Raw genomic sequence first — 15,639 nt, forward strand, 5'->3', positions numbered from 1 at the left:
CGCGTACCCCCACATGCCCCCGCAATCCTCGGGCGGACAGGCCCTCCGACCGGCGGTGCAGCGCACCGCGGTGGGCGGTGCGTCGAGGATCGCCTCCACCGCGAGCGCGTGGTCCCAGCGGTCACCGAAGTCGTATTCGTACCAGAGGCGGTCCCCGGTGCCGGTCAGCAGCTGATCGAGCCGGACCGTGGATTCGAGCACGCCGTCGTCGCCGTCCTCGACGTCGAACGCGGTGACGAAGTGCGGGGAGCGGGGATCGCTCCCGGTGCGGAAGCGGTGCAGGTGGCCGTCGAGCCATCCCATCGCGGCCTGGATCACCACGTGCACCCGGTCGAGGGTCAGGTCGCCGGGCAGCTCGAGGCGCCGCCACACCGGCGGTGTGGCGCCGATCAGATCGAGCCGGACCCGGAAGCCGCGAATGCGGGCCGGTGCCTCACCGACCACCGGTTCGGGGGTGCGCAGCATGTCGTCGAGCCACGCCGTCGCACCGTCGGCGCGGATCGCGTTCACCATTGCCTGGTGTTGCTGCGGGGGGACCGTGGCCATCAGCTGTTCGGCGCGTCGGCGGGCATCGTCTGCGGTCGCCACGATCACCAGTGAACCATCGATCGTGAGCGGCCTGCCGAGGCGACCGGTCGTCGAAGCGAAGTGCCCTGCCCTTCACCGGGATCGGTCGTGGCCCGCGGCAGTGCCTCCTTCTCGTACGCCTCCTGGCCGTACCCGCCCCGCAGCGCGGCACCGATCGCCAGGGACCGCTCGTACCGCGAGCGTCTCTGTTGGTCGAGCAGCGCATGCCCCGAGACAGCCTTCCGAGGACGATCGCGTAGCGCACGTTCGCGCTGTGCGTGGACTCCACCAGATGCCCCGACCCGACGCGCACGCACCACGGCGCGTTGCACTGGTGCTCGCACACCACGTTCGGCTCGAGAGGTCCGTGCACCAGCTCCACCGAGAAGCGATGCGCCAGCAGCGTTCATTGCCGATTCGCGCGTTGGAAGTTGAAGGCCCGTACCCCTCGGGCGCACTGATCGCACCGACCCAGTACCAGCACGTCGGTGACTTGACGACCTTCGCCCAGAACGCTGCGACGTTCGCCTTCGACGGCTGCAACGAGTTGTCCACCACCCTGCACCCGCCGTGGCTGATCCGACGGCTCTGGAGCGACGTACTCGACCTCAGCATCCGGGAAGTCGAAGTCGAGGGACGGCTCGCTGTCGGTGCTCATGACCGGCGCAGCGTCACGATGCTGCGGTCACCGGCCGCGTGTCGTCGGCAACAGGCGCCGCGGGCAAGGCGGCGCCGCCGGACGCGTCCAGGCAGTCCTTTGCCTGCTCGATGATCTCCTTCGCCTCCCTTAGCTCGTCAGTTTATCCAAAGTCGTTGCACCACAACATAATTTATGGATAGTCGTGGTTATCCACCGTAGTCGGCGGGGATTCATGGGCGGGACGGTCACCGAGCAAGGACTGAAGCGTCACGTGGGTGCCGGTGCCGAGGCATGCTGGTGATGGCAGATCCTGAAAGCACATCGTGGCGGGACCCGGTATCCGCGTCGACGATCTCGCGCTGGGGCGCGGTCGGGGGCGGGCTGGTGGTTTGTTCCGGGGGGGCAGTTTCCGGTGGATCGGGGTGGTGTGGTCGTGCCGACGTTGGCGATGTGGGCCCGGTGTCCGTCGTTATCGGGGCGGCGAGGACCGGGACCGCTGCGCCAAGGCCGTGCTCGTCGCCGGCCGCCGGTGTCGGTGGGGGTGCGGGGTCGGGGACTGTGCGCTTGTCATGAGCGCACGTGCATGCGTTCTCCTTGGGGGCCGAAGATGGCGAGTACTTCGCAGGGGGTGGGTCCGGGGTTGCCGATCCAGTGGGGTGTGCGGGTGTCGAATTCGACCACTTCTCCGGGTTCGAGCACCAGGTCGCGGTTGCCCAGGATCAGGCGCAGTCGGCCGTTGAGCACGTAGAGCCATTCGTAGCCTTCGTGGGTTTGCAGCGTCGGGTGGGCGACGTCGTCCACGGTGGGCAGCACCATTTTGAAGGACTGCAGGCCCCCGGGGCGGCGGGTCAAGGAGAGGAAGGTCCGGCCGTGCCGGGTCACCGGCTTCGACCGGATTCTGGGGTCGCCGGTGTCCGGGGCGTCGACGAGCTCGTCCAGTGCGACCCGGTGGGCGCGGGCCAGGGGGAGCAACAACTCGAGGGTGGGCTTGCGCTGTCCGGATTCCAGTCGCGAGAGGGTGCTGAGCGAGATTCCGGTCTCCTCCGCCAGGTCGCTCAGGGTGGCTTCCCGCTCGAGTCGGAGCTGTCGCAGTCTCGGGCCCACATTCTGCAAGACGTCCCAGTCCATCATGTCGCCCAGTGTGCCGCAGCTTTGCCGTTCCGGCAAGAATGTTTGCCACCGTGCGGGAGGGGTCCGCACCCTGGAGGCATGACGGACAACGAGAGCTTCGATGTGGTGGTCGTCGGCGGCGGCGCTGCCGGTCTGAGTGGCGCGATGGTGCTGGGGCGGTCCCGTCGCCGGGTGCTGGTGATCGACGCGGGCGAGCCCCGCCATGCCCCGGCCGAGCATGCCCACAACTATCTCGGCCGGGAAGGGGTCCCGCCACTCGACCTGCTGGCCGACGGCCGGGCCGAGGTGGCGGCGTACGGGGTGGCACTGGCGGGCGACCGCGTGACGGCCGTGACCCGCACCGAGCACGGCTTCACCGTGGCCACCGGCAGCGGACGCGAGGTCGCCGCCCGGCGGGTGCTGGTTGCTGCAGGGGTGGTCGACGAGCTACCCGATGTCCCCGGCCTCGCCGAACGCTGGGGCCGCGACGTGCTGCACTGCCCCTACTGCCACGGCTGGGAGGTACGCGGTCGAGCGATTGCCGTCCTGGCGACCAGCCCCGTCGCCGGACACCAGGGCCTGCTCTGGCGCCAGCTCACCGACGACGTCGTCCTCGTCGTCGCCGACGGGGTCGAGCTGCCGCCCACCGACGTGGAGCGGATGGCCGCGATCGGTGTGCGGATCGAGTACGGCACTGCGCGTGCGGTCGTCACCGACGGCGACCGGCTGATCGGGGTGCGCCTGGCCGACGGTTCGCTGCTCGAGCGCGAGGCGCTCGTGGTGGCCTCCCGGCCGCAGGTGTGCCTCGACTTCCTGACCTCCCTCGGCCTGGAGTCGCAGCACGTCGAGCTGGGCGGGGCGCGGTTGGGGTCGGTGATCGCGGTCGACCCGGTGGGAGCGACCGCGGTGCCGGGCCTCTACGCGGCCGGCAACGCCACCGACATCGGCATGACCCTGATCGGCTCGGCCGCTCACGGCACCCGGGTGGGAGCCTTCGTCAACGCCGACCTGGCCGCCGAGGACGCCGACCGCGCGGTCGCCGAGCGCCGGGCCGAGCTGTTCGAGCAGCCCGCCTGGGAGGATCGCTACTCCGGGGAGCGGGTCTGGAGCGGACGCGTCAACCCCCAACTCGAGGCCGAGGCCTCGTCCCTGACGCCCGGACGGGCCCTGGACGTGGGCTGTGGTGAGGGCGCCGACACGGTCTGGCTGGCCGGCCGCGGCTGGTCGGTCACGGCCCTGGACTTCGCCGTCGCCGCCCTGGAGAAGACTGCCGCGCACGCAGCCGAGGCCGGCGTCGGCGACCGTGTCACCACGCTTGCCGCCGACGTCCGCAGCTGGCAGCCCGGCCAGCAGCGATGGGACCTGGTCTCCTCGCAGTTCCTGCATCTTCCCGACGGCGGGATGGTCGAGCTGACCCGGCGCCTCGGCTCCGCGGTCGCCCCCGGTGGCACCTTGCTCGTGGTGGGCCACCACCCCGACGACCTGGCGACCGGGCTGCGCCACGGTCACCACTGGTTCCTCTTCACCCCCGAGTCGCTGATTCCGGCGCTCGAGGACGGTCGGTGGGAGGTCGAGCTCTGCGAGGTCCGGTCCCGGACCACGGCCCACCCGCACTCCGGGGAGCAGGTCACCGTCCGCGACTCGGTGCTGCGGGCGCGACGACGCGGCTGAGCCGGAACGGTCGTGACGAGACCGGCCACCGCCCGTGCGGTCGACACCCGCAACGGCGCACCGACGGCCGCCGTTGCCGAGCCCATGGCACCGCTCGACGTTGCCCCTCGTGTTGTCACGGACATCGCCCACCTCGACGAGGTGAACCCGCCGCCGGCACCTCCGCTCTGCGGTGCGGCCCGCACCGCAGACCATCGAGCAACTGCCGGCGTTCCTCGACAGCGCCGACCTCGATCCGGTGGTCAAGGTGACCGCCCAACTCGAGATCACCTACCCGGAGTTGACCTTCGCGGCCCTGGCGGACCAGGCCGGGGCCAAGGCGGCGAGCACGGCCTCGCACCGGTACAAGAAGGCCAGGAGGCCGCTCTCGCCGCCGGATTCAGCATCCCGCCGCTGCCCGACCTCGGCGAAACCCTCGCCGGCGAGGGCACCGCCGCCGACGCGATACCGCTCGAGGCGCGCGCGGAGCTGGTGGTGCGCTGACGGGCCGGCACACAAACCCTTCTGCCGCGTCGGTATCCGTCTACGACAAGGGTGTCCGTCTACGACGAGGACGACTACCGGCGAATGCGGCTACTGGTGACCGACGACGGCAAGGTCGGCGCGCCCCTGCACGGCGACGAGATCGTCTCGGTGTTCGCACACCGGGACTGCGCCCACCCGCGGGCGGCACGCGCGATGGTTCGGCACGCTACCGCGCTCGGTGGCCGGCGTCTGGACTGTGTCGACACCGTGCTGCCGGACCTGTGCGCCGATGCCGGGTTCGTGCCCGCCGCGCGAGTGCGGTGGAACGACGACTACGCCCCTGCCGGCTGGGACTACGACAATGTCCGCGCCTTCAACGACGGCTGCCGGGACGTGGTGTTCATGACCGACGACCCCGACCGGGTCGGCGGCACGTACCTCCCGTGGGGGTGGGGGAGTGGGGTTGCCACCCGAGGGTGGACACCGGTTTTCATGCGGCGTGGGACAGCGTAGACGTCGAGTGGAGTCGTCGCCGGTCCGCGGCAGACGCGGGTCAGGAGAGGTCGATCGGTGGGAACGGGCCGCCTATGAGCTTGCGTCTGTTGTGACGTACCCGCCCGTACCGTTCCGCGTGCATTCGATAGCCGTTCTTCCCACGGGCCAGGTGCGATCGCGGTGACGGGTTCGGTGGGAGGCAATCGGCGACAAGCGAGACCGGACACGGACATGCCGGAGATGGTTCCTAAGCTGGAGTTGCCCGTTTTCCGTCGACGGGCGGAAGGACGTCCGCAGGGTGAGGGGAGTGGGTGTGGAGCCGAGGGTGAGCGAACCTGAACTCAGGGATCGCGTGCAACGCCTGCTTGCCTTTCTGGCCGAGCTCGTCAAAGCACGGAGCGCACCTGTCCGTACCCTCGACAAACACCGTGCCGTGATGTCTCTCGACGAGGGAAACCTCGACGTCGGCCTGAGCGCCGATGCCGCGGCAGGCGACGTCTTCCTCCGTGCACGGCGTATTGTTCTCGAAGCTCCCCCGCGTCCTCCCGCGCTGGTCGCGAAGTATGTGCAGGGGGCAATCGACAACTCTGCCGCTGAACCCACACTCGACCCACAGGCCCCCGACGCCGTCGAGATCTGGTGGGCGCAATGGCGGGCGTGGGCGGCGGTGGATCGGGAACGACGGCCCGCGTCGCAGCTGTACACGTTCCTGCAGCGCGCGATGCTGGACCTCGAGGCCCAACCGGAATCGCTCGAGCTCGTCGTCGCGTCGGGGTTGCTGCACCTGTCCGACGATGTTGCGGGCGCGCGGGTGCACACGCACTTGATCACTCAGTCCGCCCTCATCGAGCGGCACGAGGAATCCGGCGACCTGCTGGTGCGGCTGAATCCCGACGCCGTCCCGTCGCTCGAAGACACCCAGCTCCTCACCGGATTGGACGTGTTCGATCCATCGAGTACCCGCGACCTGCACCAATCCCTCGCGACTCAGGTCGCGTCGCCCCTCGACCCCGCGGCTCGAGTGTTTCTCAAGGACTGGACCGACCGGGCGCTTACCGTGCGCGTGGACGTCGTCGACCAGGCGGAGGAGGCATCGTCGCCCGAGGCGTTCGTGAGACCGTCGCCGGCCCTGGTGCTCCGCAAACGCGGCGCCTATGCGCTCATCGAGTACTACAACCGCATGACCGAGGCCGTCGCCGACGCGTCGAACCAGGTGCCGCTGGGTCTGGCGCAACTCGTCGAAGCGATCGAACCGGCCGACCGTGTCGCATGGCTCGACCGCATCGGCACACCGTCCGCGCTGTTTGCCGAGGATCCGTTGTTCCCGTTACCCGCGAACGATGAGCAGCGCGACATCCTCGATCGGCTCACCGGCGACAGCGGCGTCGTCGTCGAAGGCCCACCCGGTACTGGTAAGACACACACCATCGCCAACCTGGTGTCTGCGCTGCTCGCGGGTGGCCAGCGCGTGCTGGTCACCAGTGAGAAGGCTCAGGCGCTGCGTGTACTGCGCGACAAACTTCCGCCCGAACTGCAAGAGCTGTGTGTGGCGGTGACCGACCCGGCGCGGGGAGGGGCTGCGGAGCTCAACCGCAGTGTCAGCGAGATCGCTACCCGCAAGGCGCAATTCAACGGGCGGCGCGCAGCGCAGCGCATCGACGAACTCACCACGCAACGCAACGACGTGCTCAACCGTCGGGCGATGCTGACGGAACAGATCCGGCAGACGCGCGCGGAGCAGACGGTCGTTCACACCGCGGTCGCCGCCGGTTATGAGGGGACGGTCGCGTCGATCGTCCGGAGGGTCCGCGCACAGGAATCCCGACAGGGGTGGCTGCCCGTACCGCTGTTCACCGACGCCCCACCTCTGAGCGTCGAAGAATTCATCACCCTCCATGCGCTTCATCAGCGGTCGAGCGTCGAGCGGGCGCGTCGCCGGCAACAAGCGTTCCCCGACTTGTCCCTGCCCACCCAGAAAGAGGTGCAGGACGCGTGCGCCGCGGTCGCACCGGCATCGCAGGACGTGACCGGCGAAATGCCGGAGTTGCTGCGGATACTCGAGGGCGCGTCACCCGACATACTCGCCCGTATCCGCGATCTCTGCGAACAACTGCAGGGCGCTCTGCACGATGCAGAACGGCTGGATGTGGGATTTCAACGCGTGGCCGACGATGTCCTGTCGGGGCGGGCGCAGCACCTGTGGGGAAAGACCGCCGAGTTCGCAGGTCTCGTGCAGGCCGCGCAGGAGGCCGATCGCGTCGTCGGTGCCCGCACGGTGGCGACGCCGGTGACCGGGCGGCTCGCGTTCGAGGCGTATGACGCGCTGGCTCGCAAGCTGGAGGCGGGGGACACATGGCGCAGTGGCTTCTCCCGGTTCCGCAGGAGCGACGAGCAGTCGGCGGTCGAGGCGCTCGGCGAGCCTGCGACCGTCGACGGGGTCGCGGCCACTACCGCCCACTCGGTGCGTATCGTCGCCGAGCACCTCCGTGCGCTCGACGCGGTGCGGGTCGTGGGGATCGTCCTGCGCGATCTCGGTATCGACATCGCGCTCGACGACTCACGCAGCCGTGCCATCGGCACCCTGGCACTGATCAACCGGGACCGGGGCATCGTGGACAACCTTGTCACACGGGTACGGGATGTCGAATCGGCGCTGCGAGACATCAACCCTGGTGCGCCGCGGCTTGGGAGTGTCGAACAGGCGCGGTCGGTTGCGGAGTCGGCGCGGGCAATCGCCGCGGTCGGCACTGCGCAAGCCAGCAAGGCCTGGCTCGAATCCGTCGGTCTGTATGTGCGGGGCCAGATCGCCGGGGGAGCGTCGCCCGAAGGGCGCGCCCTGGCACGGGCCTTCCACGATGCGGACTTCGACGGTATCAATGCAGCGTTGGATGCATGGGATCGTGCGGCCGGTGAACAGCGGGAGGAGCTCGAACTCTTGTCGCTGCACGCGCGTGTGACCGATGCCGCACCGGCGCTCGCGCAGGCCATCGCCGAAGATCCGTCGTGGCCGCAGTGGCCGGTTCGTCTGGCACACATCGAGAGTGCGTGGGCGTGGCGTCGCGCAGAGCAGTGGGTGCGAAACGTCCACGAGGGGCGTGAGGACGGGCAGTTCGAACGTGACCTCGACGCGGTGGAGAAAGACATCTCGCGGTTGACCACGCGGCTCGTCGCGGAGAAGGCGTGGAGCGCGTGTCTCGACCGCACGACCGTCGAGCAGGTCCAGGCCCTGCACTCGTACCGCGACCATGTCGCGAGCATCGGAAAGGGTACCGGCAGATACGCAGAGCGTTATCGGGCTGCAGCGCGTGAGGCCATGCAGGTCGCGCAGGGCGCGGTGCCGGCGTGGGTGATGCCGTTGCAGCAGGTGCTGTCTTCGGTTCCGCCTGTACAGAACCTGTTCGATGTCGTCATTGTCGATGAAGCAAGCCAGGTCGACATCAGTAGCTTGTTCCTGCTGTGGTTGGCGCCGCGTGTGATCGTGGTCGGGGACGATAAGCAATGCGCGCCGAGTGCGGTGTCGTTGGGTGCGCTCGACGCAGTGTTCAGTCGTCTCGATTCATCCCTGCCCGACATCCCGAAGTACTTGCGCGATAGTTTCACTCCCCGCTCGAGCATGTTCTCGTTGTTGCGGTCGCGGTTCGGGAGCATCGTCCGGTTGCGTGAGCATTTCCGATCGATGCCGGAGATCATCGCCTGGTCGAGCGAACAGTTCTATGCAGACGACCCCCTGGTTCCGTTGCGGCAGTACGGGTCCGACCGCCTTCCGCCCCTGCGCACCACCTACGTCGACGGTGGTGTCGTCACCGGACAGAACTCGACGTTGACGAACCGTGTCGAGGGCGGTGCCCTCGTCGACACTGTGGTGCAGTGTGTCGAAGACCCCGCCTACGACGGGAAGACCTTCGGCGTGGTGGTCCTGCAGGGACAGTCGCAGGTCGACGTCATCCAGAACGAACTGTTGGACCGGCTCACCCCGCACCAATGGGACGAACGCAGACTCCGTGTCGGCACGCCTCCGGATTTCCAAGGGGACGAGCGGCACGTGGTGTTTCTGTCCATGGTGGTCGCACCCGACCAGAACATCGCGGCGATGACGAGGACCGAATACCAACGACGGTTCAACGTCGCCGCATCGAGGGCACAGGACCAGTTGTGGTTGTTCCATTCGCGGACCGTCGACACGTTGCGGCCGACGGACCTGCGGCATTCGCTGCTCACCTACCTGCAGTCGACGTCGCCGATGCCTGCGGCGCCGATGCCGGCGGGTGTGACGGATGAGGAGCGGCACGAGGCATTCGACAGTCTCTTCCAGCAGGAGGTGTTCCTCGACATCGCTGCCCGCGGATATCACGTGAACCCCCGGGTGGAGGTGAACGGTCACGTCATCGATCTGGTGGTGACCGGTGCGGCGGGCAAGCTGGCTGTGGCGTGCGACGGCGAGCAGTGGCACACCAATCCCGACCGGCAGCGCGCCGACCTCGAGCGTGAACGTGAACTGCGCCGGAGCGGGTGGAGGTTCTGGAGGGTCCGCGAATCCGAGTACTACCTCGACCCGGACGCGTCGATGTCGGGGCTGTGGGGCGAGCTCGAGCGGCGCGGCATTATCCCCGATGGTGCGGATGTCGTTGCTGTGTCCGACGTCGAGCCTTCCGGATTCACCGAGTCGTCGGTGGCCACGCCGGTGTCGTCCTCGCTGGCTGACACCATTGTGGAGGCACTCGGGAATGAGGAATATCCGGTCGTCGAGCTTGCCGATCGGCTCGAGATGGACTGGACGGTCGTTCTCGCGGTGCTCGAAGAGCTCGTCGTCGCGGGGCGGGTCGACGCGCTCGTTGCGCCAGGGCAACGGACGAACTATCGGGTTGCGGGTGTGGTTGATCGGACTGCCGACGATGTTGCCGGCTTCTGACCGAATCGGATGATTGGACGATTCGTAGGTCGGGTTTCGAGACGTTGGTGCCGCTGACCTCGCGTGGACCGTCGCAATGCCGGGGTTCGACCTCGTGGAGCAGGAGTGGCGACGACCAGTTCGTCGCCCGACGCTACGTCTTCGTGGGCGCAGCGCAGGCGTGCCTTCTCCTTTGATCGATTCGATTCTCCGCACGGTTCCTCGCGGAGGTCTGTGCGTGGCCCGCCGTATGGGGTATGACCGGAGTTGCGGCACAACATGATCGACTCCTCGTCTCCAGGTCTGTCCGATGTCTTCGACCCGCTGTCCTGCCGCTCATTCGGAACAAGTCCCTGTCCTGGACGATCGGTGGAGCTCATACTCGAGGCACGCGGGTGTGGACCTACAGTCGCGCCGGTTTCCTGAACTCAGGACGCGGACGGTCGGTCGCATACCCGGATTGGTGAAGCCACAGGCGAACGCATCGAGTGGTACCGTCCGCCGCCGGGCGGTGACCGCGGGGACTGCGATACGGCTCGATCGGCTCGTCTCCGGGCTCGTGGCTGCATTCCGCGCGTCGCACGATGCGGTGGCCGGTCGAAGAAGGTTCTGCTCGGGTCTGCCCCGGAAGCGAACGACCAGCTCCTGCGCACCTGTCTGCTGGAGAAGTTGCCCAGGGGTCTATGCCCGCGCAGCCTGGTGTCGAGATCGAACGGGCGGGTCCACGGGTCAGTGTGCGGATGTCCCTCGAACCGGTCCCGCGAGCGATGGCCACGACGGCAGATCCGGAGCCTGTGTCGCCTCCGCCGGTGACCATCCCTACGTCGGCGGGCCCGTTCGAGTACACGCCGCCGATCGACCTGCACCGCGACACCTGTTCGGCGCAGGAGGCGTCGAACAGGCTCTCCCGCACGGGACAGTCGAATTCACGGACCATCGCGCACGAGCGATGCAAGGAGTCGAAACTGCTCGCACTCGAGGTTGCCAACGGGTTTCGGCTCCCGAACTTCCAGTTCGATCCGCGCGGCGGCATTCATCCGTTGGTCGAGCGCGCGAACGTGCGGCTCGGTGCGTTCGAGGACCCGTGGGGCACGTTGTCGTGGTGGTTCGAGGAGAGCGACATCCTCGACGAGAGGACACCGGCGGTGGCCTTGGCCGCCGGCACGTTGGACGAGCGGATCCTCGACGCGGCGCTCGACGATCTGACGGCAGGAATGTGAGCGAGGACCCCGCCGGCGAACCGATCGAGTTTGCCCTCGAACACCCGGACGACGACGAGTTCTGCAACGGGTCGGCCGTGGAGGTGACGACCGTGAAAGCGGGCACGACGCTGTGGCGGTTCGTCGAGCTCGACCCGCCCTACGACGTGTCGACGTTCAACCCGAACATTTCCCCCCATCACGAGCGGCCGACTGGGGCCCAGCTGGGCGAGCAAGGCCGCTTCGATCCTCTCGACCGTGCGCACGGGGGTACGTGTATTGCTCGCCGACCCTGGGCGGCGCCGTCGCCGAAGGCATCCTGCGCGGGAAAAGGATCCCGGCCAGCCACATCGTGCCGGCCATCCAGGTCGACGGACGAGCCCTGGTGCGGTGGCAACTGCACGTCGACATCGACGTCGCAGCCCTGCACGACCCGCACCTACGCCAGCTCAGCCTGATCAGTGCGATCCACAGCTGTTCTCGCAGGGATTACGGCTGGAGCCGCCGCGTCGCGCACGCCGTCCTCGCGCACAACCCGCACCGGCACGGCCTGATCTACCCGTGCCGCAACGACACCGGCAGCAGGGCACTGTTGGTGGTGTACCGCCCGCGCGGGCCGCTCACCGAACCCGACGCCTACAGCCTCGTCGATGTGCGCGCCCCGGTCGACGATGTCTCGTTGCGGTACGACATCGCCCACAAGCTCTCGGCGCTGGTCGACCGCGCCGAAGCCACGCACGGCATCATCACGATCACCCGGCACGGCAAACCGGCCGCGGTCCTGATGTCGGTCGACGATCTGGAATCGCTGCAGGAAACGATCTACTGGCTGTCTCGTCCCGGCACCGCCGAGTCGGTCGCGGTCGCCGACCGCGAGTACGCCGCCGGCCGGACCACTTCGCTCGAGGAGCTGCGCGCGCGCTCCGACACCGAGAGCACCACACCCCGGCCGGAGGAGGTCACTGTGCTGCACCAGCCACGGTGAGGTCGATGCGTCGGCCGGATGGACCGCTGAACGCAGCGGTCCGGTGTTCGTGTCGATCATGTCGACTGCCGCTGGGTAGGGCGCATCACTGTGTCCCCCTTGCCGAGCATCTACTTTCAAAGTAGATTGAAAGTATGTCTGTGGGTGAGGTTCCGTTCTCGGATATCCAGAACAAGGGGAAGGCGACGTTGTCCGAGTGGCAGCGGTCGGGTGCCCGTCCGCTGCGCGTGACCCGACGCGATGATGAGGATCTGGTACTGATGACGGCGGTACGGGCGGACCAGGAGCGGGAGGTGCTGGCGGCGGCGACGGCCATGGTCGACGCCCTGCTGCACTCGGGAAACCGTGATCTGGTCCGCACGGTGGTCGAGGCGGCATTTCCCTGGGTGAGTTACCTGTCGAACGAGGAAGCAGCCGACTTCGTCGACGAGTTGATCGTGTCGTTGCGGGCGGGCTCGTCACTGGATAATCCGGCTCCTGTGGCCCGCACGATCGAGATGTGGCGTCATACCGCGGAGGTGTATGCCGATCCGGAGCTCGCCCGCATCCTGTCGGCGTCGTCGGAGGGTGATTTCGGGTCCGTGTCGGTGCCGGAACTGTGAGTCCGACGAGGGGTGAGCGGGTCGCGCCGCCGGCGTCCGGGTCGTTGTGGGATCTGCGATTTGCCACCAGCGAGGCTGCGAAGGGTTGGGACGAGCTGTGTCGGCAGGTGCCGGCGAACACGTTGGTGGCATACGAGGAGATGTGGCGCCGCGAGGTCGAGCAGGAGTCGACGACGCGTCACCACCGGTTGAAGGGGAAGCTCGCGACGGGGGTGCACAACGGAATCGAGATGGAGCAGTGGCAGTATGAGGTCACTGCCGGCGGGCGGGTCTGGTACCTGGTGGACATCGAGCGGCGCACGTTGTGGCTGAAGTACGCAGGCACCGCTCATCCGAAACAGACCGAGTGATCCGGCCGGGAGTGGTTCGGGTCGCGCGCAGGAAGCAGGCCGGGCTCGGTGCTGCGGACGATCGAGGCAGTCGGTGAGCTCGCCGATCGGCGCCCCGCTCTCGCCTCGGTGCCGTGCCCCTACGGCGTGGCCTTCCGCATCTGCTCGCAGCTCGGGGTGTCGCGGGGAGATCCGGGCGAACGCCGACACGATCACGTTCCGGAGGTTGAGGTGCATCGCTCGCCGCCGACACCGCTCGTCGCCGACGTCAGGGTCATCGAGTCGTACCGTGGACGTCCGCGGAGGGGCGGTCCGGCGCAGGAATCAGAGGGCGAGCATCGCGCCGGCGACCTGGTCGGCCGCGGTGTCCCGCAGGGCGGTGCCCATGTCGTCGAGGACGAGCAGCCGCGCGGTGGGGATCGTGGCGGCGAGCACCTCGCCGTTGCCGACCGGGAAGAACGGATCCGCGCGGCCGTGCACGACGAGTGTCGGCAGGGTCAGCTCGCCGAGGCGCTCCCGCCACCGCGGCGTGCAGTCGAGCCGGGCGAACACCATTGCGAGTTGATTCGCCTGCTGCACGGCGGAGTCGCTCGACGGTGTGCGGTCCCAGATCCGTGTCGCGGTCGCGCGTGCCTGCTCCGGGTCGTTGCCGAGCAGCGCGGCGCCGTCGGCGGCGAACGCGGCGACGGCGGCTCGGTCGGTCCAGTCGGGCATCGGGCGCGAGAACACCGCGTCCATGGTCGCCGCGTCATGGTCCGGCAGATCGTCGTCGACCGGGCCGGGCGCCACCGGTCGGGTGCTCACCAGCGTCAGGGCCGAAAACGCCTTCGGATGGTCGAGCGCGGCTACCTGAGCGACCATCCCGCCGACCCCGACGCCGCCGAGGTGAGCCGTCGCGGCACCGAGCGTGTCGACAAGGGCCGCCGCATCGGCGGCCAGATCGCGCAGACGGTACGCCGGTGCCTGCGGGTCGAGGGTCGTCGAGGCTCCGCAGTCGCGCAGGTCGTAGCGGACCACCCACCGGCCACCCGCCGCGAGCCGCTCGCACACCGAGTCGGGCCACGACAGCATCGTGGGCCCGCCGGCGAGCAGCACGAGCGGATCGGCATCGCGGCCGAAGGTCTCGACGCCGAGTTCGACGCCGTTCGTCCGCACGGAGGTCGTTGTGCTCATGGTTGTTCCTTCCCCTCGGCTCGGATCCACTGTTCCTGACCCGAGATCCACCCGAAACTCATCGGCATCGTCTGTGAGCCGCGTACGCATGCGGATCCCTATCGACACACATCAGGCTGATCTGTCGAAACCCCACCGGTAGCAGAGCTCGGCGCTGTTCGGAGTGCCCAATCCACCGTGTACCGGCGCTATCGAACGAGCCGATGAGCATGGCGAGCGGCCATTGAAGGCGGATAAGGCCGCCACTTACCGCTGAGTATTTCTCGCCACTCATCGCTGCGAACGACACCCGAAAGCTGTCGCAGCGGATGTTGGCGGCGATTAGTCAGCGGTAAGTGGCGTCCCCGAGGCGGGCTTGTCGAGGTGCCGATAGATGGTGGAGCGACTGACGCCCGATGCTGCTGCGATTTCGGGCAGGGTGGCGCCGACTTCTCCCACGCGGATCTGCCCGCCCTCGCCGCGCAGGTCGGGGCCCTCGGCCGGCAGCTGTCCGCCCCGACGATCGACGTACAACTGGTGGCCGACACCGTCACCGCGGTGCGGGGCACGCTCGCGCCGCTGGCCGACCTGCTCGCCTCCGGTGCCGCCCACCCGGCCGCGACCGGGCGGCTCGCCGCCGCGGCCCCCGGCAGCGCCGAACACAGCGCCGCCCAGGTCCTGGGCGCCGCGCACCGCTCCGACCTGGCCGGGGCGCTCGACTCTGTCGCCACCATCGCCGGCATCGTCACCAGGCTGCGCGATTCCGGCACCACCACCGTGCCCGCCACCTCGACCGACGTGCAGACCCTGTCGCCGCTCGCCGCCACCCTGCCCGGCCGGCTCGCCCCACTCGCCGCCACCCCCAGCGAGGCCCTGTCGAGCGCCGGCAGTGTGCTCGCGGTGCTCGAGCCGACCGTGGTGCTCGAGCAGGTGCTCACCGTCGCCACCGGGATCACCGCCCTCGATGTCCCCGGCATCCTGCACAACCTGACCGTGTTGCCGCAGAAGGTGGCCGCGCTCGATGCCCGCGGCGCCCACCGGGTCGCGGGGGAGCTGAACAATCAGTTCGCCCCGCTGGTCACCATGGCCGCCGACGTCGACCTCGAGTGGGTTTCGCAGGTGCTCGCGGTCCTCCCGGACCCGTCCGGGGTCGCCCGGATCGCCGCGCCGGTGGCCTCGATCCTGGCCCAGGTGGACCTCCTCCGCCTCGCCGAGCTGGTCGGGCAGATCCAGGAGATCGCCTGGACCGCCGTGGAAAAGCTCTTCCCACCACCCGGCCAGGCACCCGATCCGATCGGGGCCGGTGCGGTGATGACCGGCCTGGTGCCGGTCGGGCTCGAGCTGGCGTCGGTGGCGGTGACCATGCTCACCGGCACCGGCACCGGCACCGGCACCGGCACCGGCACCGGCACCGCCACCGCCACCGCCACCGCGACCCCGCCCGCGCTGCCGGGCACCCGGGCCACCGCGACGGTGCCCGCCACTCCCGCCCCGGCTCGGAACCTGGATCTGCCGGCGCTGACCGGGCACCTGACC

At 68.8% G+C, this 15,639-nt stretch carries 11 protein-coding genes and 2 pseudogenes; 10 read left to right on the forward strand and 3 right to left on the reverse strand.

The window, feature by feature from the left end; all coding sequences use genetic code 11:
- A partial coding sequence (locus G6038_RS27420) for a plasmid pRiA4b ORF-3 family protein (RefSeq protein ID WP_346772935.1) occupies positions 1-588 on the reverse strand: 588 nt, incomplete at its 3' end.
- A 370-nt stretch (positions 589-958) separates the two neighbouring features.
- Here G6038_RS27420 and G6038_RS31020 point away from each other — a divergent pair.
- Positions 959-1,339 (forward strand): hypothetical protein, encoded by a 381-nt coding sequence (locus tag G6038_RS31020; protein WP_206025719.1) that lies wholly within the window; start codon positions 959-961, stop codon positions 1,337-1,339.
- 435 nt (positions 1,340-1,774) lie between these two features.
- Here the strand turns inward: G6038_RS31020 and G6038_RS27430 are convergent, their stop codons facing one another.
- Positions 1,775-2,338, reverse strand: coding sequence for an XRE family transcriptional regulator (locus G6038_RS27430; protein ID WP_165041626.1), 564 nt, complete (start codon positions 2,336-2,338; stop codon positions 1,775-1,777).
- Between the two features lie 78 nt (positions 2,339-2,416).
- On the opposite strand from G6038_RS27430, the gene G6038_RS27435 reads away from it, so the two are divergent.
- The 8 genes and pseudogenes from G6038_RS27435 (at position 2,417) to G6038_RS27465 (ending at position 12,972) form a co-directional block, all read left to right on the forward strand.
- On the forward strand, positions 2,417-3,988 hold the full coding sequence (locus G6038_RS27435; protein ID WP_165041627.1) for a bifunctional NAD(P)/FAD-dependent oxidoreductase/class I SAM-dependent methyltransferase: 1,572 nt from the start codon (positions 2,417-2,419) through the stop codon (positions 3,986-3,988).
- A gap of 534 nt (positions 3,989-4,522) precedes the next feature.
- On the forward strand, positions 4,523-4,966 hold the full coding sequence (locus tag G6038_RS27440; RefSeq protein ID WP_206025720.1) for a hypothetical protein: 444 nt from the start codon (positions 4,523-4,525) through the stop codon (positions 4,964-4,966).
- Between the two features lie 307 nt (positions 4,967-5,273).
- Positions 5,274-9,857: an AAA domain-containing protein gene (locus G6038_RS27445; protein WP_346772936.1), complete on the forward strand. Its 4,584-nt coding sequence runs from the start codon at positions 5,274-5,276 to the stop codon at positions 9,855-9,857.
- 788 nt (positions 9,858-10,645) lie between these two features.
- Positions 10,646-11,056 carry a hypothetical protein gene (locus G6038_RS27450; RefSeq protein WP_165041629.1) on the forward strand — a complete coding sequence of 137 codons (411 nt, stop codon included), beginning with the start codon at positions 10,646-10,648 and terminating at the stop codon, positions 11,054-11,056.
- 112 nt (positions 11,057-11,168) lie between these two features.
- Positions 11,169-11,639, forward strand: a pseudogene (locus G6038_RS31660) (RES domain-containing protein); the annotation flags it as partial.
- A 75-nt stretch (positions 11,640-11,714) separates the two neighbouring features.
- Positions 11,715-12,020, forward strand: a complete 306-nt coding sequence (locus tag G6038_RS31665; RefSeq protein WP_240918785.1) for a type II toxin-antitoxin system Phd/YefM family antitoxin — start codon at positions 11,715-11,717, stop codon at positions 12,018-12,020.
- Between the two features lie 140 nt (positions 12,021-12,160).
- The gene (locus G6038_RS27460) at positions 12,161-12,622 is read left to right on the forward strand and encodes a hypothetical protein (RefSeq protein ID WP_165041641.1); all 462 of its coding nucleotides are present in this window, start codon (positions 12,161-12,163) and stop codon (positions 12,620-12,622) included.
- On the forward strand, positions 12,619-12,972 hold the full coding sequence (locus tag G6038_RS27465) for a hypothetical protein (RefSeq protein WP_165041633.1): 354 nt from the start codon (positions 12,619-12,621) through the stop codon (positions 12,970-12,972). Before G6038_RS27460 ends, G6038_RS27465 begins: the two co-directional genes overlap by 4 nt.
- Before the next feature lie 303 nt (positions 12,973-13,275).
- On the opposite strand, the gene G6038_RS27470 is transcribed toward G6038_RS27465, so the two are convergent.
- Complete coding sequence (locus tag G6038_RS27470) at positions 13,276-14,124, reverse strand: alpha/beta hydrolase (protein ID WP_165041635.1); 849 nt, start codon at positions 14,122-14,124, stop codon at positions 13,276-13,278.
- A gap of 363 nt (positions 14,125-14,487) precedes the next feature.
- Between G6038_RS27470 and G6038_RS27475 the strand changes: the two are divergent.
- Positions 14,488-15,639, forward strand: a pseudogene (locus G6038_RS27475) (cutinase); the annotation flags it as partial.

Source organism: Rhodococcus sp. 14C212 (assembly GCF_011058195.1).
Lineage (GTDB): Bacteria > Actinomycetota > Actinomycetes > Mycobacteriales > Mycobacteriaceae > Rhodococcus > Rhodococcus aetherivorans.